Raw genomic sequence first — 24,864 nt, 5'->3', positions numbered from 1 at the left:
GGAGGCCCTCAGCCCTGTACGGCGGGTAGGGCCAGCCGTGCTTGCCGTAACCCCAAGAAGTAAAGACCCCCGACAGCAAGAAAGCGCCCCACGGGTGGGTGCCGTGGGGCGGCGCGCTCAACCGGAACAACCGCTACCGGTCGTCGGCGTCTTTGTTGCCGTAGTCGTCGGCGTAATCTGCATAGCGATCCGCCAGCTCATCGCTGAGGTCGTCGGCGGCGTCGTCATTGTCGCTGGAGTCTCCGACCCCGAGTTCATCGCGAAGACGATCAAGATCCGTGCCACCGCTGTTGTACTTCAGCTGGCGAGCAACCTTGACCTGCTTGGCCTTTGCTCGGCCGCGCCCCATTGGCTCGACCCCCTCGTGTGGGGTCGTCCCCGACCCCTCGTCGCTAACGCACCACACACTGACGCCGCCTGACTTTGGGCGTCAGCCTATCGTTCGCCTATTACCGTACCTGTTTTGTGCCCAGCTCGGTACGTCGTATGGGCGCGGGGCGTCAGCGGCCCAGCCAAATGCCCCTAATACGCCCGACTTCCGACATTCTGCGCTCGGCCAGCCTATCTGCTGCGACCGCCGGAGGGACGCCCTCGTCGGCCGCGATCGCGAAGATCTTCAGAGTCGTGTCGTAGATCTGGGTCGCCTTGGCTCTGGCACGCTCCATGTTGAAGCCCTCCAGCTCGTCGGCGACCTGGATCACGCCACCCGAGTTGACCACGTAGTCGGGCGCGTAGAGGATGCCGCGCTCCGCGAGCTGCTTCTCCACGCCCGGGTGGGCGAGCTGGTTGTTGGCCGCGCCGCAGACGATCTTGGCGCGGAGCCTGGCCGCCGAGTGGTCGTCGAGAGCCCCGCCCAGCGCGCAGGGGGCGAACACGTCGATGTCGGCTCCGGTGAGCGTCACCGCGTCGCCTACGACGTCGACCTCGGGGTGGCGCTGTCGTACGCGCTCGACCGCCTTGGGATCGACGTCACACAGGACCACGTCGGCCCCGTCCTCGCGCAGCAGGTCGACCAGCCGATGGCCGACCTTGCCGACGCCCTCGACGCCGACCCGCTTGCCGCGCAGCGACGGCGAGCCGTAGACGCGCTCGGCCGAGGCGCGCATGCCCTGGTAGACACCGAAGGCGGTGAGGATCGAGGAGTCGCCCGCGCCGCCGTGCGCCAGCGTGCGGCCGATCACGTAGCGTGACTCCCTGGCGATGACGTCCATGTCCTCGCTGTAGGTGCCCACGTCACAGGCGGTGATGTAGCGCCCGCCGAGCGACTCGACGAAGCGACCGTAGGCGCGCAGCAGCGCCTCGCTCTTGTCCCGGCGCGGGTCGCCGATGATGACGGCCTTGCCGCCGCCATGGTCGAGACCGGCCAGCGCGTTCTTGTAGGCCATGCCCTTGGCCAGGTTGAGCACGTCGGCCAGAGCCGCCTGCTCGCCCGCGTACGGATAGAACCTGGTGCCTCCCAGGGCCGGCCCGAGTGCGGTGTTGTGGATGGCGATGATGGCCCGCAGGCCGCTCTGCTCGTCGGCGCAGAACACGACCTGCTCATGGACGTCCTTGTGGGACGAGCCGAAGACATCGGTCACGGTAGTGACTCCCTGTCCCGTGTCCGTCGCCCCGTTGCGACGGATCTCGTCTATCAGCGTAGTAGCGCGACGATGCGAGCAGGTTGTCTTCATGACACGATGCCTCCGTGCTGCCCTATGCCGCTTACCTCCGGGTCTACGAGCCGCTGACCGCGTTCGCCGAGTCCGAGCGCAAGGTCTGGGCCGAGTACGCCGAATCGCGTGATCGTCCCCGCCGGGCCACCGCGCTCAACGCCGAGCACGCCGAGGCCGTCAGGCGCCTGCTCGGCATGCCGCCCCACCCGGCACCCGCGCAGGAGAGCCCCAACGCCTATCTGCGGCGCGTTGAGGACCGTCTCTATGTGTGTCCGTGGCAGACCCGGCTTCGCTCGTGGCTGGCCTTCTCAAGGCTGCGTGGCAGTACTCCTGCGAAGCTCATGGACCGGTTCGTGCCCAAGGCGATCGCCGAGCAGACCGCCGACGACTTCGACCGGTACAAGCGCACCGGTGACTCCGCCGCGCTCCGCACCCACATCCGCACGACCGCGTGGCACGTGCCACCGGCGTGGTTCGTGCCCTTCGACGGCAACGAGCGCTGGCTGGTGCTCGGCTCCGCGACGCCGGGACAGGACGTGACCACCACGACGGGACGCAACCTCATCTACGTCACCTCCATGGCCCAGGCCAGGAGGCGCTCCGCGCGGGCGCTGCAGGTGCTGCGCAGGCACCTGGGCGACGTGGCGGCCAACCTGGACGTGGAGGACGTGGCCAGGTGGCTGGAGGAGTTCCACCCGCACTCGCTGGTCGAGCTCGACTACGGCGGCCTGGTGCGGCTCATGAACGATGACGCTCTGCAAGCGGATCAGTCCGTCGCGGAGCTCTCAGCGGCCCTCACGGGGCTGGACACGGGTCAAGAAGAGCTTGCCTACGCCATGTATCAGAGGGTGATCCTGCGCTGGAAGTCAATGCAACTTCTGGAATCTGCCAACTGAACCCCAATACAACCGTCTGACCTGCATAAGTAGGTCATGACTCGCGGCTGCTCTCTTCTGCGAACTGAGTAGTTTGCCGTTTTCACTGCGATACCACGAAACGTGTCGCTAGAATCACCGAGCGTGACATCGCCATGTGAGCGGGCAGTTGGGTCAAAGAAGGGCTCGCAAATCGCTCTGCGTGGCGGTATGGTCACTTCGGGTGATGCCGCATATGGCTCAGAAAAGCCGCACGCTCTGGGCTATAGGGGGACATCCGTGACACGCGCAAAGGGAGTCACAGGATCGCTGAGCCGGTCCACACGGAGGAGAGGCCGCACAAATGTCAGCTCGTACACCCGAGGCCGAGCCGCTGCTCACGCCCGCTGAGGTCGCGACCATGTTCAGGGTCGACCCCAAGACCGTTACCCGGTGGGCGAAGGCAGGCAAGTTGACGTCGATTCGTACCCTCGGCGGTCACCGGCGTTACCGGGAGACCGAGGTCCGCGCACTGCTGGCGGGGATTCCGCAGCAGCGCTCGGAGTAGTGCCGAGGTCGTCACGAACCTCAGGGGGGTTGAATGGTGGGCCGTGCTGGACAGCCCGGTCCACCCAGGTGACGACGTCATGTCGTAAATGGGGAGCTGGCGCCGCCCGCCCGGCGCCATCCTTCCCGAAGGGGACCTAGGCCAGTTGTTCCTTGGTCAGCAGATCCAGCAGCCGGTTGACCTCCGGGTCATAGCCGGCGGCTACTCCGAGTAGTGAGACCATGTGGTCCACGAGCATCTTCTCGAGCGTCGGACGCTCGATGTCGCGGTGTTCCAGCCAGTCGAGGCCGGCGGTCTCCACCGACGCGATCCACGATCTCAGCGTCGTACGCAGCACCGGGCTCGGCCGCTCCACCCGCATCTGCCGCTGGATGAGCCGGAAGAGACGTTGCCGCACACCGTCGACGATCTCCCCGACCTCCCCCGCCCGGTTGGCGGGGCCGCCGCGCAGCAGCGCCGCGAACCCGGCCGCGTGCTCCTCGACGAAGTCGAAGTAGCGCCCGAGCCCCGAGGCCAGCTCATCGAGAGGTCTGCCGCCGCCCTGCGGGCGCAGCCGCGACTCCAGCTGGTCGGCCGCGCTCTTCAGCGCCGCCACGTAGAGCTCCTGCTTGCCGCCGAAGTAGTGGTAGACCAATGCCCGCGAAGCGCCGGCGGCCGAGGCCACGTCGTCGATCGAGACGTCTTCCGCGTCGCGTGTGCTGAAGAGTTCGAGGGCCGCGGCCATCAGCTCCTCGCGACGGCGATCCACGCTGAGCCGGCGCCGAGCCGGTCGGGCCGCTTCGGCTGACTTCCCGGGTGTCACAACAGCACAGTATCCGACGCCGTGCCTAATAGCGGGCATGTAGCCAAGTGGTCAATATCAGCCTTCCCTAACATGAGGCCGTACCCTGCGGCGAACTCGATCGTTTGGTCAGACAGGTGCCCAACTTCGCATCGCGGGGGAGACACATGTCAGGACCACCCGTCAACACTTCAACTATTTCCGAGCTCAGGGAGGTAGACGCGGTACCTCGGCCACGACCGACAATCCGCAACGTCGCCGAGCGAGCCGGCGTCTCGAAATCGCTGGTCTCGCTCGTACTACGCGGATCCCCGCACGTGAGCGAGCACCGGCGGCAAGCCGTGCTGCAGGCGGCCCGCGAGCTCGGCTACCGGCCCAACGCGGTCGCGCGGAGCCTCGTCGAAGGCCGTACTCACCTCGTCGGCGCGCTCGTCGCCGACCTGCACAACCCGTTCTACGCCGAGTTCCTCGACGGACTGCAGGAGAGCCTGCACGGCGACGGACTGCGCATGCTGATCGGCAACAGCCAATGGGACCCCGCCTTCGAGGACGAGGCCGTAGAGGCCTTCCTGGAGCTCAGGGTCGACGGGCTGGTGTTACTCGGCATCGCGCCGACCAGCGAGACGCTGATCGAGGCGACCTCCTACACGCCGACGGTCGTCGTAGGGGAACGTGACATTGAGCTCGACGGCGTCGACATCGTGGTCGACGACGACCAGCTCGGCGCCCGGCTGGCCATCGACCACCTGGTCGATCACGGCCACAAACGGATCGCGCACATCGAGGGTCCGCGCTCCTCACGCTGCGAGGGCTATCTCGTGGCGATGCGCAGGCACTCGCTGGCGCCCTACATCATGGTCGAGGCTGCGGAGTCGACCGAGGAGAGCGGCCGGCAGGCGGCCCTCGCCCTGCTCAGCCGCGAACCCAGGCCCACGGCGATCTTCGCCGCCAACGACGTGGTTGCGCTCGGCGTCCTCTCGGCCGCGGCGGAACTGGGCCTGAAGGTGCCGGACGACCTGTCGGTGGTGGGTTATGACAACACCCACCTGGCCGCCTCGCACCACATCTCTCTCACCTCCGTCGACCAGCCGCGCCGCACCATGGGCCGGTCCGCGGCGGCACTGCTCAGCGACCGGATCGGAGACCCCGCGAAAGTAGCCCGCCTGCGCCAGGTGACCCCCGAACTCATCGTCCGGCGGAGCACGGGTCCCGTTTAGAGAAAGCCAAAGCTGGGTCAACCCGTGCGGTGGCGGCGCCGCACGGCGGTTTACTCGTCAAGGTCATGCGACACGATCTGATCCGGGGGGACAGCCATGCGTGATCCGGAACTGGTGTCCTGCGCCCAGCGCGCGGCGACCGAGCTCGAACGTGCCTGGGCGCAGTGGCGCGCGGGCCGGGACAGGGGCAGGGGAATCGACGTCGGTGCGGAGTCCGTGGCCAGCTACGTCGCCCACTCCCTCGACCACCCGTGGGGCCGTCCCCGCGTCGTCCTCGGCCTCGACGCCGAGGACGCCCGGGAGCTCGCCGCGCTGCTGGAGCGGCAGGAGGTGGGCGAACACGTCTGGTGAGGAGCCTCGCTCCAACAGGAGCCGGTCTTGACATAAGCGTCAGGTGAGGACGCCGCTTGACGTAAGTTGGAGCGTATGCGTGCTCTTCCAGCGTCACTCCTCGCCGCCTGCGGCCTGATCGCCACCGCGTGCGGCGGCACCGGCAGCGGTGGCGCCGCGGCGGGTCAGGTCGCCCGAGCGGCCGCGACGACGCCCGCCTCGGCCCCGGCGTCGACGCCGACTCAGGCGAGGTCTCAGGCCCATGCCAAGCCTCAGGCGGTGGCCGGCCCGCTGGAGGGCAAGACCATCGTCATCGACCCTGGGCACAACGGCGGCAACTACCGCAATCCCACGGCCATCAACCGCAAGGTCAACGTGCTGACCAAGTGGAAGCCGTGTGACACGACGGGCACCGAGACGGCGAGCCACTACACCGAGGCCGCCTTCAGCTGGGACGTCGCCAACCGCATGGTCAAGATCTTGCAGGCCCGCGGCGCCAAGGTGAAGCTGACCAGGAGCGACAACAACAGTGTCGGGCCGTGCATCACGCAGCGGGCCGCCATCGGCAACAAGGCCAAGGCCGACGCCGCGATCTCCGTGCACGGCGACGGCGCCCCGGCCGCCGACCACGGCTTCCACGTCATCATGCCGAAGAAGATCAACGGCCCGGTCGACCCCGTCGTGGCCGACTCGAGCAGGCTGGGCGTGGCCGTACGCGACGCGTTCAAGAAGGGCACCGGCCTGCCCTACTCCACCTACATCGGCAGCAAGGCCCTCGACTACCGCAACGACCTCGGCGGCCTCAACCTGTCGACCGTGCCGAAGATCTTCATCGAGTGCGGCAACATGCGCAACGCGGGCGAGGCGGCCAAGTTCCAGGATCCCGCGTTCAGGCAGCGGATCGCGGTGGCGCTCGCCGACGGATTGCAGCACTATCTCAAAGCATGATTCCTCGCCCCAATCTGCTGAGTGATCTCTCCGCCTCCTACGAGCTGACCTCGGGCGCGGCCGTCTCGGGGCCCGCTGACCTGGTCGAGGCCGTACGACTGGCGCTCCCGGTGCTCGACCTGCGGCCGGGCGACGCGGGAGCCGTCGACCTGCGGCACGACCCCACCCTCGGGCCGGAGGCGTACCGGCTGGTCGTGGGGTCGCGCGGAGTGGAGATCACGGCGGGTGACCGGGCGGGCGCCTTCTACGCGGGACAGTCGCTGCACCAGTTGCTGCCGCACGCGTCCTACCGTTCGGCGTTCTCGGCCGAGGCGGCGTGGATCGTTCCCGGCGTACGGATCGAGGACGCTCCCCGCTTCTCCTGGCGTGGGCTGCACCTCGACGTGGCCAGGCACTTCTTCCCCAAGCGGGAGGTGCTGCGCCTGGTCGACCTGATGGCAATGCACAAGCTCAACCGGCTCCACCTGCACCTGGTCGACGACCAGGGCTGGCGGGTGGAGAGCAGGGCCTATCCGAGGCTGCACGAGGTGTCGTCGCACCGCTCGCGTACCGCGACCAACCACTACCGCGAGCCGGAAACCTACGACGAGATCCCGCACGGCGGCCACTACTCGCTCGACGACCTGGCGGAGATCGCCGCCTACGCGCGGGCCCGCGCCGTCACCGTCGTGCCGGAGATCGACGTACCGGGGCACGCCCAGGCGATCCTGGCCGCCTATCCGGAGTTCGGCTCCTCCGATGAGGACTACCAGGTGCTGGAGCGGTGGGGCATCACTCCGGCCATCCTGTCTCCCATGCCGCCCACGGTGGAGTTCCTGACCACGATCTTCGACGAGTTGATCGGCGCCATCGGCGAGACCCCATACGTGCACATCGGCGGCGACGAGGTGGTCCTCGACCACTGGGCCGCCTCCCCCGAGATCACCGCCTACCGCGACTCACTGGGCCTGTCGTCCATGGGCGAGTTGCAGGCGTGGTTCCTGCGCCGGCTCGCCGACGTGCTCGCCGATCGCGGCGCGCGGGCGGTCGTGTGGGACGAGGCGTTCGTCAGCGGCGAGCTGCGGCACGACACGCTGGTGATGCCGTGGCGCGGGATGAGCGTCGGCCGCCGGGCCGCCGCGGCGGGCCACGAGGTGATCGCGACGCCGGTGTTCCCGCTGTACTTCGACTACGCGGAGTCCGCGTCGGCCGACGAGCCCGTGGCGATCGGCGACGCGATCACGGTCGCCGACGTCGCGGCCTTCTCCCCCGCCCCGGACGACTGGTCCGAGGAGGAGCGGTCGCGGGTCGTCGGGGCGCAGGCCCAGCTCTGGAGCGAGCGCATCCCTGACCCCCGTACGCTCGACTACCGGGCGTGGCCGCGGGCGTGCGCCCTGGCGGAGGTGGCGTGGTCCGGCTCGGCGGGGAGCGACTTTCCGGCCCGTCTGACCGAACATCTCGGCCGGCTCGACGCGATCGGGGTGGAGTACCGGCCGCTGGACGGGCCCAAGCCGTGGCAGCGGCGCAGGCCCCACCGGCCCGCCGCCGTACGCGTGGCCGACGTCATGACGCGCCTGGACTCGATGACCCACGACGCGGAGTCGACCAGGCCCAGCGTGTGAGCCGCGGTCCCAGCGCGTGAGAGGCGGCCCCAGGGCGTGAGAGCCGGGTTACATCTCCAGGATCATGGTCATGAAGGCCAGCAGGTCGGCCCGGCGACGGAACGGATTGCGATAGAGCGCGGGGCCGCCCTGCCTGATCCGCAGCGCCTCGCGCACGATCCGGTGCCAGCGCTCGTGGAAGGCCTCCAGCGCGTATTCGCCGGCGGCCGACTTCGAGGTCACCTCACCCACCGCGAGCGTCTGGCGCAGGCGGGCGATGCCGAGCACGCCCCACGTGGTCTGGTAGTCGCTCAGCGCGGCCACACCCGGCCAGGAGATCCGCCGGGCACTGCGCTGGACCCACCTGGTCCAGTACGTCGCCAGGTTCTCCCTGGTCGTTCGGGCTAGCGTGTCCCAGTCGGTGTGGATGCCGAGCTGGGCCGCCGCCGGTCCCCGGACCGCCACCCCGCTCTGGGCGAGTACGTGCCAGGTGACCAGATGCCGCTCGGCCCGTCCCGACTCGGTCAGCCGCCATTCGCGCACCGACGGGCCGTCGGGTGCCTGCGCCGGGTCCTTGCGCAGGTCGTCCCAGGTCACGTAGAGGCCGTCGAAGTGCGGCTTGGCCCCGCTGGGCCGCAGCTCGGCGTGGATCGTACGAAGGACCGCTGGATCGGGCGACCGGCTGGTCACGGCGACGAAGTCGACGTCGCTCAGCTGCGGCCGGTAGTCGCCCAGCGCGATCGACCCCTGCAGGTACAGCCCCTCGATCAGACCGGGCGCGTGGCGATCGGCCAGTGCGAGGTAGTCCCGGCAAAGACGCGAGGGTATGTCAGGCAGATCATCGAGCATCCGGGAACCCTAGCAACGCCGGGAAACGCGTGCTGTCCCGTTTCCGGGATCGCATTTTTCAGGTCACGCGCTTCACACCGTACGTTCTCACGTAGCGCGCCTCAGGCCGTGCGGCCGATGGCTTCGGAGATCGAGGTGAGGCCGTGGCGGCGGACGCGGCGGGCCAGCTGCCGGTGGATGCGCGCGGCCCAGAACGGCCCGCCGTAGATCCACCCGGTGTAGCCCTGGACCAGGGTGGCCCCGGCGAGCAGGCGTTCCCACACGTCGTCGACGTCCTCCACGCCGCCCACCGAGACCAGCGTGAGCCGGTCGCCGACGCGGGCCCGCAGCCGGCGCAGCACTTCCAGGGAGCGGGCCTTGAGCGGGCGGCCCGACAGCCCGCCGGTCTCGCCACCGTGCCGGATCGTGGTGTTGGTCGCGATGATCCCGTCGAGTCCCAGCTCCAGCGCCAGGTCGGCGACGGCGTCGACGTCCTCGTCCGCGAGGTCGGGTGCGATCTTCACCAGCAACGGGGTACGGCGCGGTGTGCCGTCCGCGACCAGCTTGACCGAGGCGAGCAGCGGGCGCAGCAGCGACACGGCCTGCAGGTCGCGCAGCCCGGGCGTGTTGGGCGAGCTCACGTTGACCACGAGGTAGTCGGCCAGCGACGCCAGCTCCTTGGCACTGGCCACGTAGTCGGCGACGGCCTCGGACTCGGGCACCACCTTGGTCTTGCCGATGTTGACCCCGACCACCACCGGAACCCCACGGGTGCGGCGCAGGCGGCGCGCCGCGGCGGCCGCCCCGGCGTTGTTGAACCCCATCCGGTTGATGACGGCCCGTCCCGGCACCAGCCTGAACAGCCGGGGCCGGGGGTTGCCGGGCTGGGCGTGCGCGGTGATGGTGCCGACCTCGACATGGCTGAAGCCCAGCGCCGCGACGCCCTCGGCGCAGGCGGCGTCCTTGTCGAACCCGGCGGCCAGGCCGAGCGGTCCGGGGAAGTGCACGCCGAACGCGCTGACGCGCAGAACCGGGTCGTGCGGCGCGAGAGCTCGGTGGAGCAGCCGCTTGAGCAGGGGTAGCGCCGAGAGCAGCGCGAGGGCCCTGACAGTCAGATGGTGCACGGCCTCGGCGTCGAAACGTCGCAAGACCTGCGTGAAGACGAGGCGATACATCAGGGGTCAGGGTACCAATCGCGGTGACTCCCTATATTGACTGGCATGGCACAGCTCAAGATCTACGGTCGGCGGGACGTGTGGGCCGGGCGGCAGCGGGAGCTCTCGGACCTCCTGCACTCCTGCCTGATGAGCGCATGGGGGCTGCCGGAGGACAAGCGGTTCCACCGGTTCCTGCTGCTGGACGCCGAGGACTTCGTGTGCCCGCAGCGCGGCCCGAACTACCTGATCATCGAGGTGGTCTGCTTCACCGGCCGCAGCGACGACGCCAAGCGGGCGCTGATCCGGACGATCTATGAAAGATCTCAGCTCGCCGCCGAGGACGTGGAGATCACGATCATCGAGATGCCCAAGGTCAACTGGGGCATTCGCGGGGTTCCGGCGGACGAGCTGGCGCTGCCGTACAAGGTGGAGGTCTAGGTTCGGCCGGGTCCTTGACACAGGGGCGAGGTTCAGGAGTGGAGTTGGGCGGGCGGTATGGTCCGACTCATGAGCACTCACTATGACGTCGTCGTTCTCGGCGCGGGTCCGGGAGGGTACACGGCCGCGGTCCGCGCCGCCCAGCTCGGGCTGCGCGCAGCGGTCATCGAGGAGAAGTACTGGGGTGGCGTCTGCCTGAACGTGGGCTGCATCCCGTCCAAGGCACTGCTGCGCAACGCCGAGCTCGCGCACATTTTCCACAACGAGGCCAAGACCTTCGGCATCAGCGGCGAGGTCACCTTCGACTACGGCGCCGCCTTCCAGCGCAGCCGCAAGGTGGCCGACGGCCGGGTCAAGGGCGTCCACTACCTGATGAAGAAGAACGCCATCACGGAGTACGACGGCCGCGGCACCTTCCTCGACGCCAACACGATCCAGGTGAACGGCGAGACGATCACCTTTGCCAACTGCATCATCGCCACCGGGGCCAGCACCAGGCTGATCCCGGGCACGTCGCTGTCGGAGCGGGTGGTGACGTACGAGGAGCAGATCATGACCGATCAGCTCCCCGGCAGCATCATCATCGCGGGCGCCGGCGCGATCGGCGTGGAGTTCGCGTACGTCCTGCACAACTACGGCGTCAAGGTGACGATCGTGGAGTTCCTCGACCGGATGGTCCCGCTGGAGGACGCGGAGGTCTCGGCCGAGCTGGCCAAGCGCTACAAGCGGCTCGGCATCGAGGTGCTCACCTCCACCCGCGTCGACGGCATCGAGGACACCGGCGCCACGGTCAAGGTGACCGTCACCCGCGACGGCCAGCAGCAGGTGCTGGAGGCCGACAAGGTGCTGCAGGCCATCGGCTTCGCGCCGCGCGTCGACGGCTACGGCCTGGAGAAGACCGGTGTGGCCCTCACCGACCGGGGCGCGATCGCGATCGACGGCCGGTGCCGGACGAACGTGCCGCACATCTTCGCCATCGGCGACGTCACCGCCAAGCTGATGCTGGCGCACGCCGCCGAGTCCATGGGCATCATCGCCGCCGAGACGATCGGCGAGGCGGAGACCATGGAGCTCGACTACGTGATGATCCCGCGCGCCACCTACTGCCAGCCGCAGGTGGCCAGCTTCGGCTACACCGAGGCGCAGGCCCGTGACCTGGGCTATGACGTGAAGGTGGTCAAGTTCCCGTTCACCGCGAACGGCAAGGCGCACGGCCTGGGCGACGCGAACGGCTTCGTCAAGATCATCAGTGATGACAAGTACGGCGAGCTGCTCGGCGCGCACCTGATCGGCCCGGAGGTGACGGAGCTGCTGCCCGAGCTGACGCTGGCCCAGCAGTGGGACCTCACCGTGCACGAGGTCGCGCGCAACGTCCACGCCCACCCGACGCTCGGCGAGGCGGTCAAGGAAGCGATCCACGGCCTCTCGGGACACATGATCAACATGTGACGGAACGGCGCTTATTCGCGGCTAACACCCGACCAGCCACGCTCGACCCATGCGAGTGCTTGTCGTGGAGGACGAGGAAGAGCTGGCCGACGCGGTCGCGCGCGGACTGCGGCTGCACGCGATCGCCGTCGACGTGGCCTACGACGGGCAGGAGGCGCTGAACCTGGCCTCGTACGTCGACTACGACGTCGTCGTCCTCGACCGCGACCTGCCCGAGGTGCACGGCGACGACGTCTGCGGCGAGCTGGCGAGCGCCAGCCGGATCCTCATGCTGACCGCCGCGGGGCAGGTCCGCGACCGGGTCGACGGGCTGTCGCTGGGGGCCGACGACTACCTGGTCAAGCCGTTCGCGTTCGCCGAGCTGGTGGCCAGGATCCGGACGCTCGCCCGCCGGTCGTCCCGGGTCGCGCCGACGCCGCTGGAGCGGGCCGGGATCCGGCTCGATCCCGGCCGCCGTACGGTGACCAGGGACGAGCGGGCGGTCGCGCTGAACCGCAAGGAGTTCGACGTCCTGGAGCAGCTGCTGCTGGCCGGAGGCGACCTCGTCACCTCCGCCGAGCTGCGCCGGCGCGTCTGGGACGAGCACGCCGACACGGGCACCGGCGTGCTGCGCGTCACGATCACGTCGCTGCGCAGGAAACTGGGCGCGCCGCTCGCGGTCCAGAACGTCCCCGGCAAGGGTTACCGGCTGTGACGCGGCCCTGGCCGTGGGAGCGGCTCGGGCTGCGCATGCGGCTGGCCCTGCTGTACGGCGGGCTGTTCTTCGTCGCCGGGTCGATGCTGCTCTGGGTCACCTACCTGCTGACCGCCCAGGCGATGAACACGCAGTTCGTCACCAAGTTCGGCGGCCGTCTGATCACCGGTACGGAAGACCTGCCGCCCGACGCCGGCTCGCCCGTCAAACAGGTGCGGGTCGATGTGGAGCAGGGCGCGGCCACCGTGCTGAGCGACATGCTGCGGTCCTCGATCGTGATCATGATCGTGATCGGGGTCATCGCGTTCGTGCTCGGCTATCTGGTGGCTGATCGGGCGTTGCGGCCGTTGGATCGGGTGACGGAGACGGCGCGGCGGTTGTCGGAGAGTACGTTGCATGAGCGGATCGGGTTGCGGGGTCCGCGGGATGAGGTCAAGCGGTTGGCCGATACGTTCGACGCGATGTTGGATCGGTTGCATCGGGTGTTCGAGGCGCAGCGGCGGTTCATCGGTAATGCCTCGCACGAGTTGCGTACGCCGTTGGCGATCAATCGCACGATTTTGGAGGTGTCGCTGGAGGAGCCGGCGGCCTCACCGGATCTGAAGGCGCTGGCTCGTGCGCTGCTGGGGACCAACGCCCGTTATGAGCGGTTGATCGAGGGGTTGCTGCTGCTGGCCCAGTCGGAGCAGGAGCTCGCCGTCCGCAAGCCCGTGGAACTGCCGCGGATCGTACGGACCGTGCTGGAGCAGATCGAGCTCGCCTCCACGAAGCGGCACATCACCGTGCACCAGGATGTGCGGCAGGCCGTGGCCATGGGCGACCCACTGTTCCTGGAGCGTTGCGTGTTCAACCTGCTGGAGAACGCGATCAAGTACAACGTCCGCGACGGGGAGGTGTGGTTGCGTCTGCGGCAGGAGGGTGACGAGGCGGTGGTCGTGGTGGAGAATACCGGGCCGCAGGTCTCGCCGTACGAGGTGGATGACCTGTTCGAGCCGTTCCGCCGGCTGCAGGGCGACCGGGTGCGGTCGGCGCGCGGCGCGGGGCTGGGACTGTCGATCGTCCGGGCCATCGTCGACGCGCACGGCGGCACGGTGACGGCCGTGGGCCGACCGGAAGGCGGCCTGGCGGTGACCGTACGGCTGGCGGGCGCGGCTCACGTGACCGCCGGCCGCGCACGAGGGCGGTCACTGGAGACCGCACCCTGAGTTGCGCGAATTGTCGAGGTTGTGTAGGGGTGGGCTGCCCGTTCGTTTGAGGAAAGGTCGTCCATGGGACAGGAACCCGACGGTCAGGGGAGCTCGACGGCTTCGGTGCGGAGCTCTCACCTGTGGCGGCTGGAAGCGTCGCCGTCCACCTTGGAGACGATCGCCGACTCCTGGCGGGCGCTGGGGACCAAGGCGTCCTCGGCGGAGGGCAAGGTCCATGACGCGGCACAGGCCGTCTTCAACAAGGACGAGTGGGTCGGCGACTCCGCTGACGCCTTCAACAAGTACCGCAAGAGGCTGACCAGCGACATGGAGCTGTTCAGCGCCCAGGCGGGGAACGTCGGCGGCGTGCTCGACAGCATGGCCTCCGTCCTCCAGACGTACCAGAGCCTGCTCGACGACGAGTGGGACAAGCTCAAGCACGTACCCGTAACAGAGGACCTGAACGGCCTGACCTTCCGCCCGAAGAACGCCGACCAGGCCACCCTGGTCAGTACGGCGATCACCACCGCCACCGAGATGCGCGCGCGGCTCGACGACCTGCTCGACGCCAAGCGTCAGGAACTCACCTACTACAAGGAGCAGTTCGACGCGCACGCCAAGCAGTGGAAGCCGCGCACGCTGACCATGCTCAACCTCAACGTGGGTCAGGGCGCGGGCAACGCCTGGCGCGACAAGAACGGCACGGACCCCGAAGACATCCCCGGCATGGCCAAGCTGATCGCCGGCTCGGGCGCCGACGTCGTGACCCTCCAGGAGGTCTTCAAGAAGGACATCGACGCGGGCTTCAAGGCGAACAGCGCCTTCGACCTCAAGCACAGCCTCGAGCGGGAGACCGGCGTCAAGTGGGAGGTCCGGTTCGAGGAGGCGAGCAGGAAGTACCAGGCGAGCGACTCCATCCCGATCCTGGGCGACAGCTGGCACCAGCCGTTCGGCAACGCGGTCCTCGTACGGCAGGGCGACGCCATCGAGAGCGTCGGCGGCGGCGAGAACATCAAGCTCGACGCTCCCGGCAGCACGATCACACTGCCGGGGAACGCGCCCGGCATGGGCAACGTCGAGATCGAGGACGGCGAGGGGCGGTCGGCGGCCAAGACGGAGATCAGATTCAAGCCCCGGTAGGCAAAATCGCGTCACCAGTCGGGGATGATCAGGTCCACCTTCTGCCCGTCGTGGTCGGAGCTGCCCCCGTCGACCAACTGCGGCCGGCCGCCGAACTCGACGCTCGGTGAGCCGATCACGTGGTCGATGCGTGTGCCCGTCGGCGACGTGCCGGCGATGGCGCCGTCGGGGGTGCTCGCGCCCGAGTAGACGGTGTAGCCCTCCTGGGCGAAGCCGGCGATGGACTGCGGTCCCGCCTTCTTCGAATCGGTCTGGCCGTCCTCGGTGATCGCGTTGAGGTCGGCCCCGATCACGGAGGGGCCGTCGATCGAGTCGTGCAGCTTGTCGATCTGCATGGCGCGTACGGTCTCGTCGTTCCCGTGCAGACCGTGGCTGTGGACGTGGGCGCTGTAGACGTCCAGCGACTTGGCCGAGTTGGCGCAGATACGGTCGGCCTCTTCGTGATCTGTGGTCCTGAAGACCTGGATCACCTTGCGCAGGCGCTTCTCGTCTCTGTCGAGCAGGGCGCCGAGCAACTCGGAGGCGTCGGCGGCGGCGGTCAGGGTGTCGGCGTAGTCGGAGCCGCAGCTGACGGCTTTGGAGGTGTTGCCGAAGGCGTTGAACCCCGGCACGGAAGGAACCGGGACGTAGGTGACCGGCGAGAGCGCCTCGCCCAGCTTCTTGCTTCCCTCCGCCACGTCGTCGACCGCCTTGAGCACACCGTCGGCGATCGTGCCGACGCGGTCGTACTTCATCCCCGCTTCATCGCCCATGACGGCTGAGCCTAGGCCATCTGTGAGTGATCAGTCCGGATCCATCCCGAATTCGGCCTGGGCCGCCTCCGCGACCTGCACGGATTTGGGCAGGTAGGCGGCATAGAAGTCCTTGCCGCACTCAAGGTCGTCGAGGGCCATCTTGACCTCCTTGGCCAGATAGCGCCGCGGGTCCGCGTCCGGCAGGTGGGTCGGCTGGTACCACGGCCCTGTGGAGGTGTACGGGGGAATGTCACGGCCGCCCTCCTTGCGGGCCGGCTCGTGCAGCTCCTTCATGAACGTCAGCTGACCCCAGGTCTCCATGTTGATCGGGTTCTTGGCGGCCGTCTGGTAGCCCTTTGCGGCCATGCAGTCGGCCATGGCCGAGGCGAGCTCCACGAGGCGCGGGTCGCCGTCGAGCTCACGCTTCTCTCGTTGCTTCACCAGCTTGTCCACCTGCTCGAACCAGTCCTGTTCTGACTTCACGCTCTTTCTTCAGCACGCGGAGGACTATAGTACGTAAAACGTAGCATGGTCAAAGAGCCTGGCGCGCTTCCTCCACCGAGCGCAGGACGCCATGGGCGCCGGTGGTCCCGGCTGCCCCGGCGCGGGGCCGCCCGGCCGCTGTGGAACTTCGGCCTCGTCGGCGCCGCAGCCGTAACCGCCGTGGCTGTCGTGGCCGTCGTGGTCTCCGGCACCGGCGGTACGACGCCGCGAGCGCCCGATCCGGCCGCCGCGTCCGCCTCCAAGGTGCGGCGTCCCGGCTCGCCGGGCGGGGGCGGTCAGCATGAATCCGCTGGTCGCCGGCCGGTCGGCGTGAAAGTTTCACGGTTGGTTGACGGGCATGACGCCACACCTCATGATCATGTTGCCGCCTGGCAGGAGGGGGCGTCGAGTGAATGCCGCTACCCATGGCGAGGTGCACCGATGCCGAGATTCGCATTACGAGCCGCGTCCGCCGTCCTGCTGACGCTGACCGCCCTGAACGTCCCCGCGGCGCACGCCGACGAGGTCACCCCGGTCGCGGTGACCGTCAACGCCCGCGCCGCGCTTGCCACCGTCCCGGAGACCGGCATCGGCACCAACCATGCCATCTGGGACACCAACCTGGGCACCAACGCGACCGCCGACCTGCTCAAGGATGCCGGGGTGAAGCTGCTGCGCTATCCCGGCGGCTCCTATTCGGACATCTACCACTGGGCCACTCACACCGCTCCCGGCGGCTATGTGGCGCCCAACACCGACTTCGACACCTTCATGAATGGCGTGCGCCGCACCGGGGCGCAGGCGATGGTGACCGCCAACTACGGCACCGGCACCGCCGACGAGGCCGCGGCCTGGGTACGTCAGGCCAATATCACCAAGGGCTATGGCGTCAAATACTGGGAGATCGGCAACGAGAACTACGGCAACGGGCACTACGGCTCCGCCTGGGAGGCGGACGATCACGCCGACAAGAGCCCGGCCGAGTACGCCCGCCATGTCGTGACGTACGCGGACGCCATGAAGGCGGTCGACCCCACCATCAAGATCGGCGCGGTGCTGACCACGGCCGCCAACTGGCCCGACGCCATAGTCGCCGACGGCGACGACGGCACCTGGAACAAGACCGTCCTCTCGATCGCCGGACCGAAGATCGACTTCGTGATCCTGCACTGGTACCCCGGCGCCCTCGACAAGGCCGCCCACGTCCCCGACATGATCCAACTCACCCGCCAGCAGATCGCGAAGTACGCCGGGCCCGGTTCTGAGCGGATCGGCATGGCCATGACCGAGTTCAACACGGGGTCCAGCAGCGTCGGCAGCACCACCCAGCCCAGCGCGCTGGCCGCCGCCGACGCCTACGCGACGCTCCTGGCCAACGGGGTGTTCACGGTCGACTGGTGGAACGTCCACAACGGCATCGGCAACATCACTCAGGTCGAAGGACAGACCGATTACGGTGACTTCGGCCTGTTGTCGAGCGGTACGTGCACCTCCGACGGAAGCGTCTGCGAGCCGCAGCTGAACACTCCCTTCGCGCCTTACTACGCCCTGCAGATGATGAGCAAGTTCGCCCGCCCCGGCGACCAGTTCATCCGGGCCGCGACCGGCCAGGCGAAGGTCACCGCGCACGCCGCCCGCCGCCCCGACGGCGACTTGGCCGTCCTGTTGATCAATACGTCGTCCGACACGTCCTACCCCGTCACCATCGGCTACTCCGGCTTCAGCCCGGCGTCGGGGGCGCCGACCGTACTGACCCACACCAACGGCGCCACGAGCATCACCGGTTCGACCGCGGGCAGCGCGACCAGCCAGACGCTGCCGCCGCTCTCGATGACCACCGTCGTGCTGCACCCCGCCACGCCCCAGACCGGCCGCCCAGGCGCGCCGGGGCAGCCGACCGCCGCCGACGTGACGGACCGGGCCGCCACGATCTCCTGGCCCGCCGCCTCCCCCGGCACCCGCCCGATCGCCAAGTACGAGCTCCACCGGCAGAACGGAGCCATCAGCGAGCAACTCGGCGAGAGCACCGGCACCTCGCTCACGGTGAGCAACCTCACGCCGGGCACCCGCTACACGCTCAACGTGATCGCCCGCGACACTGGCGGCGGCGTCTCGTGGGCCTCCCCGCCGCTGACCTTCACCACCGGCACCCCCGCTTCGAGCTCCTGCACGGTACGGCTGACCGTCCAGACCGACTGGGCCAGCGGCTATGTCGGCGCCATCGAAGTCACCAACAACGGCGCGCCGATGAACGGCTGGACCTTGGCCTTCAGCTGGCCCAGGACATGGCAGAGCCTGGGCAGCGGCTGGAATGCCACCTGGACGCAGAACGGGCCGGACGTCAAGGCCGTCAACGAACCTGGAAACGGCTCGCTACCGACCGGGGCATCGACCACGATCGGCTTCGTCGGCAACTACAGCGGGCCGAACGTTCTGCCTGCTGTCTTCACCCTCAACGGAACCGTCTGCGCTACCCGCTAGGGCGGTGACTCCAGAGTCCCCAGGTGCTTCGTCCCACGGACCGTCTCGACCCCTGTGACGGTCCGTGGTGGCTAAGGTCCCTTGTAGGGAAACCCCCTCCGGGGGTGGGGAAGAAGACGGCCCGTGGTGGCTGGGGACCCTCGGAGGAACACCCCCTCCGAGGGGCAGCGTCCGGTCTGCTCTAGAAGACGTGTTCGTTGGCGGCCTCGCCGCGGCGCGGCTCGATGCGGTCGACTACCTGCTCGCTCCAGGCCCGCATAACCGCGGCCTGCTCGGGCGTGAGCGAGTCGAGGAAGTAACGGCGGATGTTGCCGGCATGCCCGAGGATGGCGCTCTCCGCGAGCTCGCGGCCCTTGGTGGTCAGCCCGATCCCGGTGCGGCGGCCGCCGGCGCCGCTCTGGGTCGGCTCCACGAGGCCGCGGTTCTCCATGCGGGTCAGCTGGTGCGAGACACGGCTCTTCTCCCAGGCGAGTGACTCGGAGAGCTCGCCGACGCGCATCTCGCGGCCGGGCGCCTTCCACAGCGTCACCAGCACGCTGAACTCGGCCTTCGAGATGCCGCAGTCGCGCTGCAGACCACGCTCGAACTCCCGGGCGAGCAGGCGTTGCGCGAGCATCCAGGTGTGCCAGAGCTCCCATTCCTCGGGCTCCAGCGTACGGGTCTCCGCCATGGCGGAAATCATACCGACCGAGCGAGTTGACGCGTCAACTCCGCGAGTTCTAGAGTTGACGCGTCAACTCTCTCGAAAGGGCGTCATGGCACTCCGCATTGGCATCATTCTCGGCAGCACCCGACCCGGACGCCGAGGCGAGCAGATCGCCTCCTGGGTGCTCGACACGGCGCGCGCTCACGGTGGCGCCGACTACGAGCTGATCGATCTCGCGCACCACCGCCTCGGCAACCTCGACGAGGGCGGCAATCCGAACCTCCAGCAGTACGAGCACGCGCACACCCGCGAATGGTCCGCACTGATCGACGGTTTCGATGGCTTCGTGTTCCTTGTCCCGGAGTACAACCACTCCTTCCCCGGCGCGCTCAAGAACGCGCTGGACTACGTGTACCGGGAGTGGAACGACAAGGCCGCCGGCATCGTCAGCTACGGCGGATGGGCCGCCGGGGTCCGAGCCGCCGAGGCCCTCAGGCTCGTGCTCGCCGAGCTCCAGGTGGCCACGGTCCGCGCGCAGCCCGCCGTCCCCCTGCTCCCCTCATTCGCGACCGGCGCTTTCGTCCCCGGCGAGGGTCTCGACGCCGCGCTCCACGGCATGCTCGACCAGGTGATCGCCTGGGCCGACGCGTTGCGCGGCGTGCGCGAGGCCAGGTCGGACACGGGCGCGGCGGCCTGAGGCCCTGTCGCGCTAGTCAGCGCCCGGGGGTCGTCCCTCATCGGCGGTCGCCGCGCTCTCACGGACAGGGTCCTCCCATGTCGGGGAGAGGTACGGCGAATGCGCCGAGCGGTAGAGCACGACGATCAGGGCCACGACGGTCGCGAACCAGGCGATGGCCGTGATCGGTCCCAGGTCGGCGTAGCCGTACCCGGCCAGCGTGCCGAGCACTCCCAGAACGGCCACGGCCCAGCGCAGCACGTCGAGGAGGGCGGCCCTGGAGGTGTCCCCACAGGAACGGATCCGTCTGATGACGGCCTCGGTGATCAGCCAGACCGCGAGCAGCGCACCGAGCGCGTTGGCGATCTCGATCAGCTGCGTGATCGTCATGGGGGAATCCGCCAGGCTACGACTTGAGTACTCACTGGACGCGATCATGGCGATGAACGAGACGCAGGCCATGGCGACAGCCAAGGACCTGGCCCGGCTGAAGGGGTCGTCGACGGATCGCTGCAGCTTGGACAGCCCGGACGCGCACAATAACCATCCGGCGGGGTCGAACAGCAGGTCGAACCCGTTGAAACGGAGGGCACCGAACGTGCAGACGAAACCGGTGGCGATCCTCGCCGCAGGCGGCATGTCCCACGACCCTCCCGGCTGGCCGTTGCCCACGAATGGGCTACCTGTCAGGGCCAATCTGGACTCACCGCGTCATTGCAGACCTCGGCCGCGAGACCCCTTTGCCAGGCGACCGGGACACTTCCTTTGAGTCCTGGCAGCCCCCATGAGTCGCCCATCACCTCCACTGACCCCGGACCCAGCCAGGTTCGGTAGGTGAAGCGGATCGGCTGGGGCTCGTGAGGCACCGCCGCGCAGTCAGTGATGACGATGCGCCTCTCCATGATTTGCCTGTTACCGCTCTCCACGGCGACCTCGGAACTCTCCCCTTTCGCCTGGTCAGCAGATAGCAGGCGGAGCCCAGGTATTTCCGCCGAGATGCCGGTAAGAACGAACGAGGCCATCCCCTCGTTTTCCAGCTCGATATACACGGGCGTCGACAGGACGCCATTCTGGTCCACCTCCGCGCGAAGGAACAAAGCCTCGAGGCTCCACTGCACCCGCGGAGTTATCGACCCGGATCCCCACAGGGCCGCCGCGACAATCACCAGCGTCAGGCCGCCGGCCGCCATAGCCGATAATCGCGAACGCTGAGCACGCCACGTAGCGATGCCAAATTGCCGCCATATATCATCCGAACTCACGATATAGCACCATATATGGTGGCACTTCGTGACGGTACCTCCGATGATCTCCTGGGTAGTCGCCATGGTCACCGTGCTGATGGCAGCCATACCGGTCACATCGGAGCGGCTGACCAGGTTCGCCACGCTGATGGGCCTTTCCGTCACGGCGGCGAACGCCCGCCAGGTCGTCGACCATTTCGCGGGCCTGCGCCGATGGCGGCTGATCGCCCTCGTCCCGGCTGTTCCCTTGGCCGGTTTCACCAACGACCCGCTCTATCTAGTGCTGGGCTGGTGCGCTGTTTCCATATTCCGCGATGTACGGCTGCCGGCCCCAACGCTCCATACTCCCGACGACGCGAACACCTATCGGACGGCATGGCTGCTCGGCCTGGGTGGCGCCGTGGTGGCGGGCGGTTATCTGCTGGCGAGCCAGGACATCACTCCGGCGCGGCTGGTCCATGCCGTCATCGTGATTATCGTGGCGGCGGCCGTACCCCGTGCCGCTGGAAAACTGAGCGCCCGGCCCGAAGCACCGGATGAGACGGACCGGACCATCCGCGAATGGTCGGCGCGCAGCCTCTATCTGGCGGGAACGGCAATCGTGCTTTCGGCCACGTTGCTCACTCCTGGTCACCCGCTACAGCGTGAACTGCCCGAATACACGCCGCCCTTGTCGTTCCCGGATTATCGGGCCGAGTTCATGACGGTGAGTGAATACAAGAGACCCACCTGTCCGTGGACCGACCAAACGGACGACCCTTGCCGCACGTGGCTGGTGAACAAGCAGCCATTCCCGCAGGCCGCGCCGTACATCATCGGGAAAGGCGGCGCGCCCCAGGCGGCGCCGTTCGTACGCAGTTCCGACAAGAAGGCCGTCGTCTACCTGGACAGAAACGATCGACGCATGGTGTATCAGGACGCCAAGGGCGTTCATTACCTCACCGCCGCCCTCCCGGACACGGCGGTGCCCACAGCGACGTTCGCCGGTCAGAGCAGGTACATCGCCCTGGCCAAGGACGGCGCCCAGATCACCGACACCAAGACCTGGACCACGGTGTCACTCCCCGGCGCCCGGCAGGTCCATGACCTCAACGAGAGCGGGATCGTGGTGACGACGCAATCCCAGGTGCTCGTTCTCGATTACCGCGGACGGACGCGAATGAGCCTTCCCCTGAAGCCCCAGGACAGCTACCACCTCCGGGCGGACGGCAGCCGCTTCGTGGTCATCGGCGATCAGGGGACGCGGGTCGACACCTTCGCCCCAGAGACCGGCAAGCGGCTGGCCAGCGTCCCTCTCAGGTTCCCCGGCGACGACTTCCTTGACGTCGCCCTCGGCTGGTCGAAGGAGGGTGCCTTCTTGGTCCGCGGCGGCTACAGCGAACGCGTCTATTACTTCGACCTGGCGACGGGCAAACTCTGGCGACGCAAGACCTGAGCCACCAGGCGCTGGTCAGCGGCGGTGGTGGGCGGCGCAGCCGACGCACATCTTGGCGGCCGGCAGGATCATCAGGCGCTCGATGGCGATGCGTTGCCCGCATTTCGCGCAGATCCCGTACGTGCCGTCGTGCAGCCGCTCGACGGCCAGGTCCAGGTCGACGAGGTGCGTCTGGGCCTGTTCGAGCAGGGCCTCTATGTGAGCCCGCTCGAAGGCGGTGGATGTCCCCTCAGGGTCGTGCTCGTCGTCGGCGGCCGACTGCGCCGCCGACTGGACCATCTCGTCCCGATCCTGGCCCAGCACGGCAATGCGGGTTTCGGTCCTTTGACGGTCGGCGTCGAGCAGTTGTCGTATGGTCGCCTGCTCTGAGGGGGAAAGCGCGGCGTCCCGGTGTTGTGTGGTCATCACGGTCCCTCACCTTCACTACCAGGGTACGCGCGGTGCCTGACATCCATACCAAATCGCCTGGCCCTGGAGTGCAGAAACCTCGTCTCCACCGTTGACGATGTTTCCCGTACAGACCTATCGTTGTCTCCGACAGAGACAAGGTTCGACCGCGCCCGGGACAGCACCTCGGGCGTGGTAGTCATGAGATCCACGAAGGAGGCCGGACAGAGAAGTTGGTGCATCATGACCGAGCGCTACCTCGGCGGTATCGGCATCGCCGAGGCGCTGGGGGTGAGCCGGCACGCGGTGCACAAATGGCGCTCCCGCTATCCGAGCGATTCGACTCATCCGTTTCCCGAGCCCGACGTCGAGATCGACGGGGTTCCCGGCTGGCGGGCTGATCGGCTGGCGGAAATAGTGCAATGGCGCAACGGCCTGCCTGGCCGCGGCGCGGGCGGGGGCCGTCCTTCCGCCGCACGTCAGGAGTACCTCAGGCACGCGGCGGCGCGCGGCCTTGAGCGGGGCGAGGCGCTGCGCGCTCTCCTCGCGTTCACCGAAGAGTTTCCCGAGATGACCGAGCCGGAAGTCTGCGCCTGGCTCATCGAGAAATGGCGCGACTGACACTTTCCGGCGACGCCACAAGACCGGAAGGCGATGACACATGCCCGAGATCGGCGGCAGCACCGCACCAGGATTCGAAGAAGTGCGTACGGCATTCGCCGCCAATCTGGCCGGCGGCCAGGAGGTGGGCGCCGCGGTGGCCGTCTACCTGCACGGCCGGAAAGTCGTCGACCTGTGGGGCGGAATCGCCGATCCAGAGACCGGCCGCCCCTGGGAGCGCGACACCCTGCAGGTCGTCTATTCCACCACCAAGGGCATCACCGCCGCCTGCGCGCACCTGCTGGCCCAGCGCGGCGAACTGGACCTCGACGCACCCGTCGCCGACTACTGGCCGGAGTTCGCGGCGAACGGCAAAGACCGCATCCCCGTCCGCTGGCTGCTCACCCACCAGGCCGGACTGCCCACGATCGACCACCCGATCACCCCGGCGGAAGCCATCGCCTGGGACCCGATGGTGACCGCGCTGGCGGCCCAGCGCCCATCCTGGGAGCCGGGCACCGACCATGGCTACCACGGGCACACCTACGGCTGGCTCGTCGGCGAGGTCGTCCGCCGGGTGAGCGGCCGCAGCCTCGGCACGTTCCTCGCCGAGGAGATCGCCGGACCGCTCGGCCTGGACCTGTGGATCGGGCTGCCGAAAACCGAGCGGCATCGGGTCAGCCGGATCATCGCCGCCCCGCTCGACCTGGACGCGCTGGCCCGGATCGACCTGGACGCCCTTCCCGAACCCATGCGCGAGGTGATGGCGGCCTATACCGATCCGACGTCGTTGACCGTGCGGTCCACGTTGACCATCATCACGCCTCCACTGGACCACAACGACCCCGACGAGCAGTCCGCCGAGATGCCCTCGACCAACGGCATCTGCACGGCCCGCGCGCTGGCCCGCTTCTACGCCGCGCTGATCGGCGAGGTCGACGGACAGCGCATCCTCTCCCCCGAGACCTTGGCGGCGGCGACCGCGGAGCAGGTCAATGGTGTCGACCGCATCCTTCGGGTACCCGTCCGGATCGGCACCGGCTTCGGCCTGCCGACACCCGACGCCTTCTGGTACAGCCCGACCGCCTTCGGGTTTCCCGGTATGGGCGGATCGCTCGGCTTCGCCGACCCGGCGAGCGGCCTCGCGTTCGGCTACGTCATGAACCACATTCAGGAAGGAACACCTGACCGCAGAGCCGCCACCCTCCTCGACGCGGTCCAGTGCGCAATGGAGAGCGCTGACCTGCGCTGATAGTGGCCGTGTAGCGATCGTGTAGGCCCCGCGACGACAGTCGTTCCTGGCCCTTTCCGGGGCAGGAACGAAGGGAGAAGTCATGGTCAAGACGGCCAGG

Annotated in this window: 27 protein-coding genes; 16 read left to right on the top strand and 11 right to left on the bottom strand. The window is 68.3% G+C overall.

The genetic code is table 11. The features are described 5' to 3' along the window. Window positions 1-133: 133 nt before the first annotated feature. On the bottom strand, window positions 134-349 hold the full coding sequence (locus AB0C30_RS04830) for a DUF3073 domain-containing protein (protein ID WP_357939634.1): 216 nt from the start codon (window positions 347-349) through the stop codon (window positions 134-136). Window positions 350-500: 151 nt separating this feature from the next. Continuing rightward, complete coding sequence (locus AB0C30_RS04825) at window positions 501-1,580, bottom strand: Glu/Leu/Phe/Val dehydrogenase dimerization domain-containing protein (RefSeq protein ID WP_357939632.1); 1,080 nt, start codon at window positions 1,578-1,580, stop codon at window positions 501-503. 107 nt (window positions 1,581-1,687) lie between these two features. Here AB0C30_RS04825 and AB0C30_RS04820 point away from each other — a divergent pair, with 107 nt between their 5' ends. Next, window positions 1,688-2,551: a hypothetical protein gene (locus AB0C30_RS04820; RefSeq protein WP_357939630.1), complete on the top strand. Its 864-nt coding sequence runs from the start codon at window positions 1,688-1,690 to the stop codon at window positions 2,549-2,551. A 322-nt stretch (window positions 2,552-2,873) separates the two neighbouring features. Next, the gene (gene bldC, locus AB0C30_RS04815) at window positions 2,874-3,077 is read left to right on the top strand and encodes a developmental transcriptional regulator BldC (RefSeq protein WP_013133571.1); all 204 of its coding nucleotides are present in this window, start codon (window positions 2,874-2,876) and stop codon (window positions 3,075-3,077) included. Window positions 3,078-3,213: 136 nt separating this feature from the next. Here the strand turns inward: bldC and AB0C30_RS04810 are convergent, their stop codons facing one another. Continuing rightward, window positions 3,214-3,879 (bottom strand): TetR/AcrR family transcriptional regulator, encoded by a 666-nt coding sequence (locus AB0C30_RS04810; protein ID WP_357939628.1) that lies wholly within the window; start codon window positions 3,877-3,879, stop codon window positions 3,214-3,216. 146 nt (window positions 3,880-4,025) lie between these two features. Here AB0C30_RS04810 and AB0C30_RS04805 point away from each other — a divergent pair, with 146 nt between their 5' ends. The 4 genes from AB0C30_RS04805 (at window position 4,026) to AB0C30_RS04790 (ending at window position 7,954) form a co-directional block, all read left to right on the top strand. Beyond that, complete coding sequence (locus tag AB0C30_RS04805; RefSeq protein WP_357939626.1) at window positions 4,026-5,075, top strand: LacI family DNA-binding transcriptional regulator; 1,050 nt, start codon at window positions 4,026-4,028, stop codon at window positions 5,073-5,075. A 96-nt stretch (window positions 5,076-5,171) separates the two neighbouring features. After that, window positions 5,172-5,426 (top strand): hypothetical protein, encoded by a 255-nt coding sequence (locus tag AB0C30_RS04800; RefSeq protein WP_225301664.1) that lies wholly within the window; start codon window positions 5,172-5,174, stop codon window positions 5,424-5,426. A gap of 75 nt (window positions 5,427-5,501) precedes the next feature. Beyond that, window positions 5,502-6,353, top strand: a complete 852-nt coding sequence (locus AB0C30_RS04795; RefSeq protein WP_357939624.1) for an N-acetylmuramoyl-L-alanine amidase — start codon at window positions 5,502-5,504, stop codon at window positions 6,351-6,353. Beyond that, window positions 6,350-7,954 carry a beta-N-acetylhexosaminidase gene (locus tag AB0C30_RS04790; RefSeq protein WP_357939622.1) on the top strand — a complete coding sequence of 535 codons (1,605 nt, stop codon included), beginning with the start codon at window positions 6,350-6,352 and terminating at the stop codon, window positions 7,952-7,954. Before AB0C30_RS04795 ends, AB0C30_RS04790 begins: the two co-directional genes overlap by 4 nt. A gap of 48 nt (window positions 7,955-8,002) precedes the next feature. Here AB0C30_RS04790 and AB0C30_RS04785 read toward each other — a convergent pair whose 3' ends face one another. Continuing rightward, on the bottom strand, window positions 8,003-8,782 hold the full coding sequence (locus tag AB0C30_RS04785) for an aminoglycoside adenylyltransferase domain-containing protein (protein ID WP_357939620.1): 780 nt from the start codon (window positions 8,780-8,782) through the stop codon (window positions 8,003-8,005). Window positions 8,783-8,883: 101 nt separating this feature from the next. Continuing rightward, entirely contained in the window at window positions 8,884-9,936 is a 1,053-nt protein-coding gene (locus AB0C30_RS04780; RefSeq protein ID WP_357939618.1) for a quinone-dependent dihydroorotate dehydrogenase, read from the bottom strand. 45 nt (window positions 9,937-9,981) lie between these two features. On the opposite strand from AB0C30_RS04780, the gene AB0C30_RS04775 reads away from it, so the two are divergent. The 5 genes from AB0C30_RS04775 (at window position 9,982) to AB0C30_RS04755 (ending at window position 14,826) form a co-directional block, all read left to right on the top strand. Next, the gene (locus AB0C30_RS04775) at window positions 9,982-10,356 is read left to right on the top strand and encodes a tautomerase family protein (RefSeq protein WP_357939616.1); all 375 of its coding nucleotides are present in this window, start codon (window positions 9,982-9,984) and stop codon (window positions 10,354-10,356) included. A 69-nt stretch (window positions 10,357-10,425) separates the two neighbouring features. After that, window positions 10,426-11,805, top strand: a complete 1,380-nt coding sequence (gene lpdA / locus AB0C30_RS04770) for a dihydrolipoyl dehydrogenase (RefSeq protein WP_357939614.1) — start codon at window positions 10,426-10,428, stop codon at window positions 11,803-11,805. Window positions 11,806-11,854: 49 nt separating this feature from the next. Then, window positions 11,855-12,499, top strand: coding sequence for a response regulator transcription factor (locus AB0C30_RS04765; protein ID WP_357939612.1), 645 nt, complete (start codon window positions 11,855-11,857; stop codon window positions 12,497-12,499). Next, window positions 12,496-13,704 (top strand): HAMP domain-containing sensor histidine kinase, encoded by a 1,209-nt coding sequence (locus AB0C30_RS04760; protein ID WP_357939610.1) that lies wholly within the window; start codon window positions 12,496-12,498, stop codon window positions 13,702-13,704. The genes AB0C30_RS04765 and AB0C30_RS04760 overlap by 4 nt, the downstream gene beginning before the upstream one ends. Before the next feature lie 105 nt (window positions 13,705-13,809). Beyond that, the gene (locus tag AB0C30_RS04755) at window positions 13,810-14,826 is read left to right on the top strand and encodes a hypothetical protein (protein ID WP_357939608.1); all 1,017 of its coding nucleotides are present in this window, start codon (window positions 13,810-13,812) and stop codon (window positions 14,824-14,826) included. Window positions 14,827-14,837: 11 nt separating this feature from the next. Here AB0C30_RS04755 and AB0C30_RS04750 read toward each other — a convergent pair whose 3' ends face one another. Together AB0C30_RS04750 and AB0C30_RS04745 are read right to left on the bottom strand one after the other, a co-directional pair. Then, window positions 14,838-15,578 (bottom strand): endonuclease/exonuclease/phosphatase family protein, encoded by a 741-nt coding sequence (locus AB0C30_RS04750; protein WP_357939606.1) that lies wholly within the window; start codon window positions 15,576-15,578, stop codon window positions 14,838-14,840. A 30-nt stretch (window positions 15,579-15,608) separates the two neighbouring features. Continuing rightward, the gene (locus AB0C30_RS04745) at window positions 15,609-16,043 is read right to left on the bottom strand and encodes a hypothetical protein (RefSeq protein ID WP_357939604.1); all 435 of its coding nucleotides are present in this window, start codon (window positions 16,041-16,043) and stop codon (window positions 15,609-15,611) included. 441 nt (window positions 16,044-16,484) lie between these two features. Between AB0C30_RS04745 and AB0C30_RS04740 the strand changes: the two genes are divergently transcribed. Then, window positions 16,485-18,524, top strand: coding sequence for a cellulose binding domain-containing protein (locus tag AB0C30_RS04740; protein ID WP_357939602.1), 2,040 nt, complete (start codon window positions 16,485-16,487; stop codon window positions 18,522-18,524). 181 nt (window positions 18,525-18,705) lie between these two features. Here the strand turns inward: AB0C30_RS04740 and AB0C30_RS04735 are convergent, their stop codons facing one another. Next, entirely contained in the window at window positions 18,706-19,194 is a 489-nt protein-coding gene (locus tag AB0C30_RS04735) for a MarR family winged helix-turn-helix transcriptional regulator (protein ID WP_357939600.1), read from the bottom strand. Window positions 19,195-19,279: 85 nt separating this feature from the next. Between AB0C30_RS04735 and AB0C30_RS04730 the strand changes: the two genes are divergently transcribed. After that, window positions 19,280-19,867 (top strand): NAD(P)H-dependent oxidoreductase, encoded by a 588-nt coding sequence (locus AB0C30_RS04730; RefSeq protein ID WP_357939598.1) that lies wholly within the window; start codon window positions 19,280-19,282, stop codon window positions 19,865-19,867. 12 nt (window positions 19,868-19,879) lie between these two features. On the opposite strand, the gene AB0C30_RS04725 is transcribed toward AB0C30_RS04730, so the two are convergent. Together AB0C30_RS04725 and AB0C30_RS04720 are read right to left on the bottom strand one after the other, a co-directional pair. Beyond that, window positions 19,880-20,485, bottom strand: coding sequence for a hypothetical protein (locus tag AB0C30_RS04725; RefSeq protein WP_357939596.1), 606 nt, complete (start codon window positions 20,483-20,485; stop codon window positions 19,880-19,882). A 47-nt stretch (window positions 20,486-20,532) separates the two neighbouring features. Then, the gene (locus AB0C30_RS04720; RefSeq protein WP_357939594.1) at window positions 20,533-21,108 is read right to left on the bottom strand and encodes a hypothetical protein; all 576 of its coding nucleotides are present in this window, start codon (window positions 21,106-21,108) and stop codon (window positions 20,533-20,535) included. Window positions 21,109-21,151: 43 nt separating this feature from the next. Here AB0C30_RS04720 and AB0C30_RS04715 point away from each other — a divergent pair, with 43 nt between their 5' ends. Next, window positions 21,152-22,525, top strand: a complete 1,374-nt coding sequence (locus AB0C30_RS04715; protein ID WP_357939592.1) for a hypothetical protein — start codon at window positions 21,152-21,154, stop codon at window positions 22,523-22,525. A gap of 15 nt (window positions 22,526-22,540) precedes the next feature. On the opposite strand, the gene AB0C30_RS04710 is transcribed toward AB0C30_RS04715, so the two are convergent. Continuing rightward, window positions 22,541-22,930, bottom strand: coding sequence for a TraR/DksA C4-type zinc finger protein (locus AB0C30_RS04710; protein ID WP_357939590.1), 390 nt, complete (start codon window positions 22,928-22,930; stop codon window positions 22,541-22,543). Window positions 22,931-23,155: 225 nt separating this feature from the next. Between AB0C30_RS04710 and AB0C30_RS04705 the strand changes: the two genes are divergently transcribed. After that, a complete protein-coding gene (locus AB0C30_RS04705) occupies window positions 23,156-23,533 on the top strand; it encodes a hypothetical protein (RefSeq protein WP_357939588.1) in 378 nt (125 codons plus the stop codon). A gap of 40 nt (window positions 23,534-23,573) precedes the next feature. After that, complete coding sequence (locus tag AB0C30_RS04700) at window positions 23,574-24,764, top strand: serine hydrolase domain-containing protein (protein WP_357939586.1); 1,191 nt, start codon at window positions 23,574-23,576, stop codon at window positions 24,762-24,764. The last annotated feature ends 100 nt before the right edge of the window (window positions 24,765-24,864 follow it).

This window comes from Nonomuraea sp. NPDC048901 (genome assembly GCF_040649695.1).
Taxonomy (GTDB): Bacteria; Actinomycetota; Actinomycetes; order Streptosporangiales; family Streptosporangiaceae; genus Nonomuraea.
The sequence above is the reverse complement of the archived record's forward strand: the minus strand, read 5'-3'. Positions and strand labels throughout refer to the sequence as shown.

Coding starts and splice junctions, on each gene's coding strand:
- AB0C30_RS04830 (WP_357939634.1), bottom strand. CDS start 349: ATGGGGCGCGGCCGAGCAAAGGCCAAGCAGGTCAAGGTTGCTCGCCAG.
- bldC (WP_013133571.1), top strand. CDS start 2,874: ATGTCAGCTCGTACACCCGAGGCCGAGCCGCTGCTCACGCCCGCTGAG.
- AB0C30_RS04805 (WP_357939626.1), top strand. CDS start 4,026: ATGTCAGGACCACCCGTCAACACTTCAACTATTTCCGAGCTCAGGGAG.
- AB0C30_RS04800 (WP_225301664.1), top strand. CDS start 5,172: ATGCGTGATCCGGAACTGGTGTCCTGCGCCCAGCGCGCGGCGACCGAG.
- AB0C30_RS04795 (WP_357939624.1), top strand. CDS start 5,502: ATGCGTGCTCTTCCAGCGTCACTCCTCGCCGCCTGCGGCCTGATCGCC.
- AB0C30_RS04790 (WP_357939622.1), top strand. CDS start 6,350: ATGATTCCTCGCCCCAATCTGCTGAGTGATCTCTCCGCCTCCTACGAG.
- AB0C30_RS04785 (WP_357939620.1), bottom strand. CDS start 8,782: ATGCTCGATGATCTGCCTGACATACCCTCGCGTCTTTGCCGGGACTAC.
- AB0C30_RS04780 (WP_357939618.1), bottom strand. CDS start 9,936: ATGTATCGCCTCGTCTTCACGCAGGTCTTGCGACGTTTCGACGCCGAG.
- AB0C30_RS04775 (WP_357939616.1), top strand. CDS start 9,982: ATGGCACAGCTCAAGATCTACGGTCGGCGGGACGTGTGGGCCGGGCGG.
- lpdA (WP_357939614.1), top strand. CDS start 10,426: ATGAGCACTCACTATGACGTCGTCGTTCTCGGCGCGGGTCCGGGAGGG.
- AB0C30_RS04765 (WP_357939612.1), top strand. CDS start 11,855: ATGCGAGTGCTTGTCGTGGAGGACGAGGAAGAGCTGGCCGACGCGGTC.
- AB0C30_RS04750 (WP_357939606.1), bottom strand. CDS start 15,578: ATGGGCGATGAAGCGGGGATGAAGTACGACCGCGTCGGCACGATCGCC.
- AB0C30_RS04740 (WP_357939602.1), top strand. CDS start 16,485: ATGCCGAGATTCGCATTACGAGCCGCGTCCGCCGTCCTGCTGACGCTG.
- AB0C30_RS04735 (WP_357939600.1), bottom strand. CDS start 19,194: ATGGCGGAGACCCGTACGCTGGAGCCCGAGGAATGGGAGCTCTGGCAC.
- AB0C30_RS04730 (WP_357939598.1), top strand. CDS start 19,280: ATGGCACTCCGCATTGGCATCATTCTCGGCAGCACCCGACCCGGACGC.
- AB0C30_RS04725 (WP_357939596.1), bottom strand. CDS start 20,485: ATGCCGCCTGCGGCGAGGATCGCCACCGGTTTCGTCTGCACGTTCGGT.
- AB0C30_RS04715 (WP_357939592.1), top strand. CDS start 21,152: ATGATCTCCTGGGTAGTCGCCATGGTCACCGTGCTGATGGCAGCCATA.
- AB0C30_RS04710 (WP_357939590.1), bottom strand. CDS start 22,930: ATGACCACACAACACCGGGACGCCGCGCTTTCCCCCTCAGAGCAGGCG.
- AB0C30_RS04705 (WP_357939588.1), top strand. CDS start 23,156: ATGACCGAGCGCTACCTCGGCGGTATCGGCATCGCCGAGGCGCTGGGG.
- AB0C30_RS04700 (WP_357939586.1), top strand. CDS start 23,574: ATGCCCGAGATCGGCGGCAGCACCGCACCAGGATTCGAAGAAGTGCGT.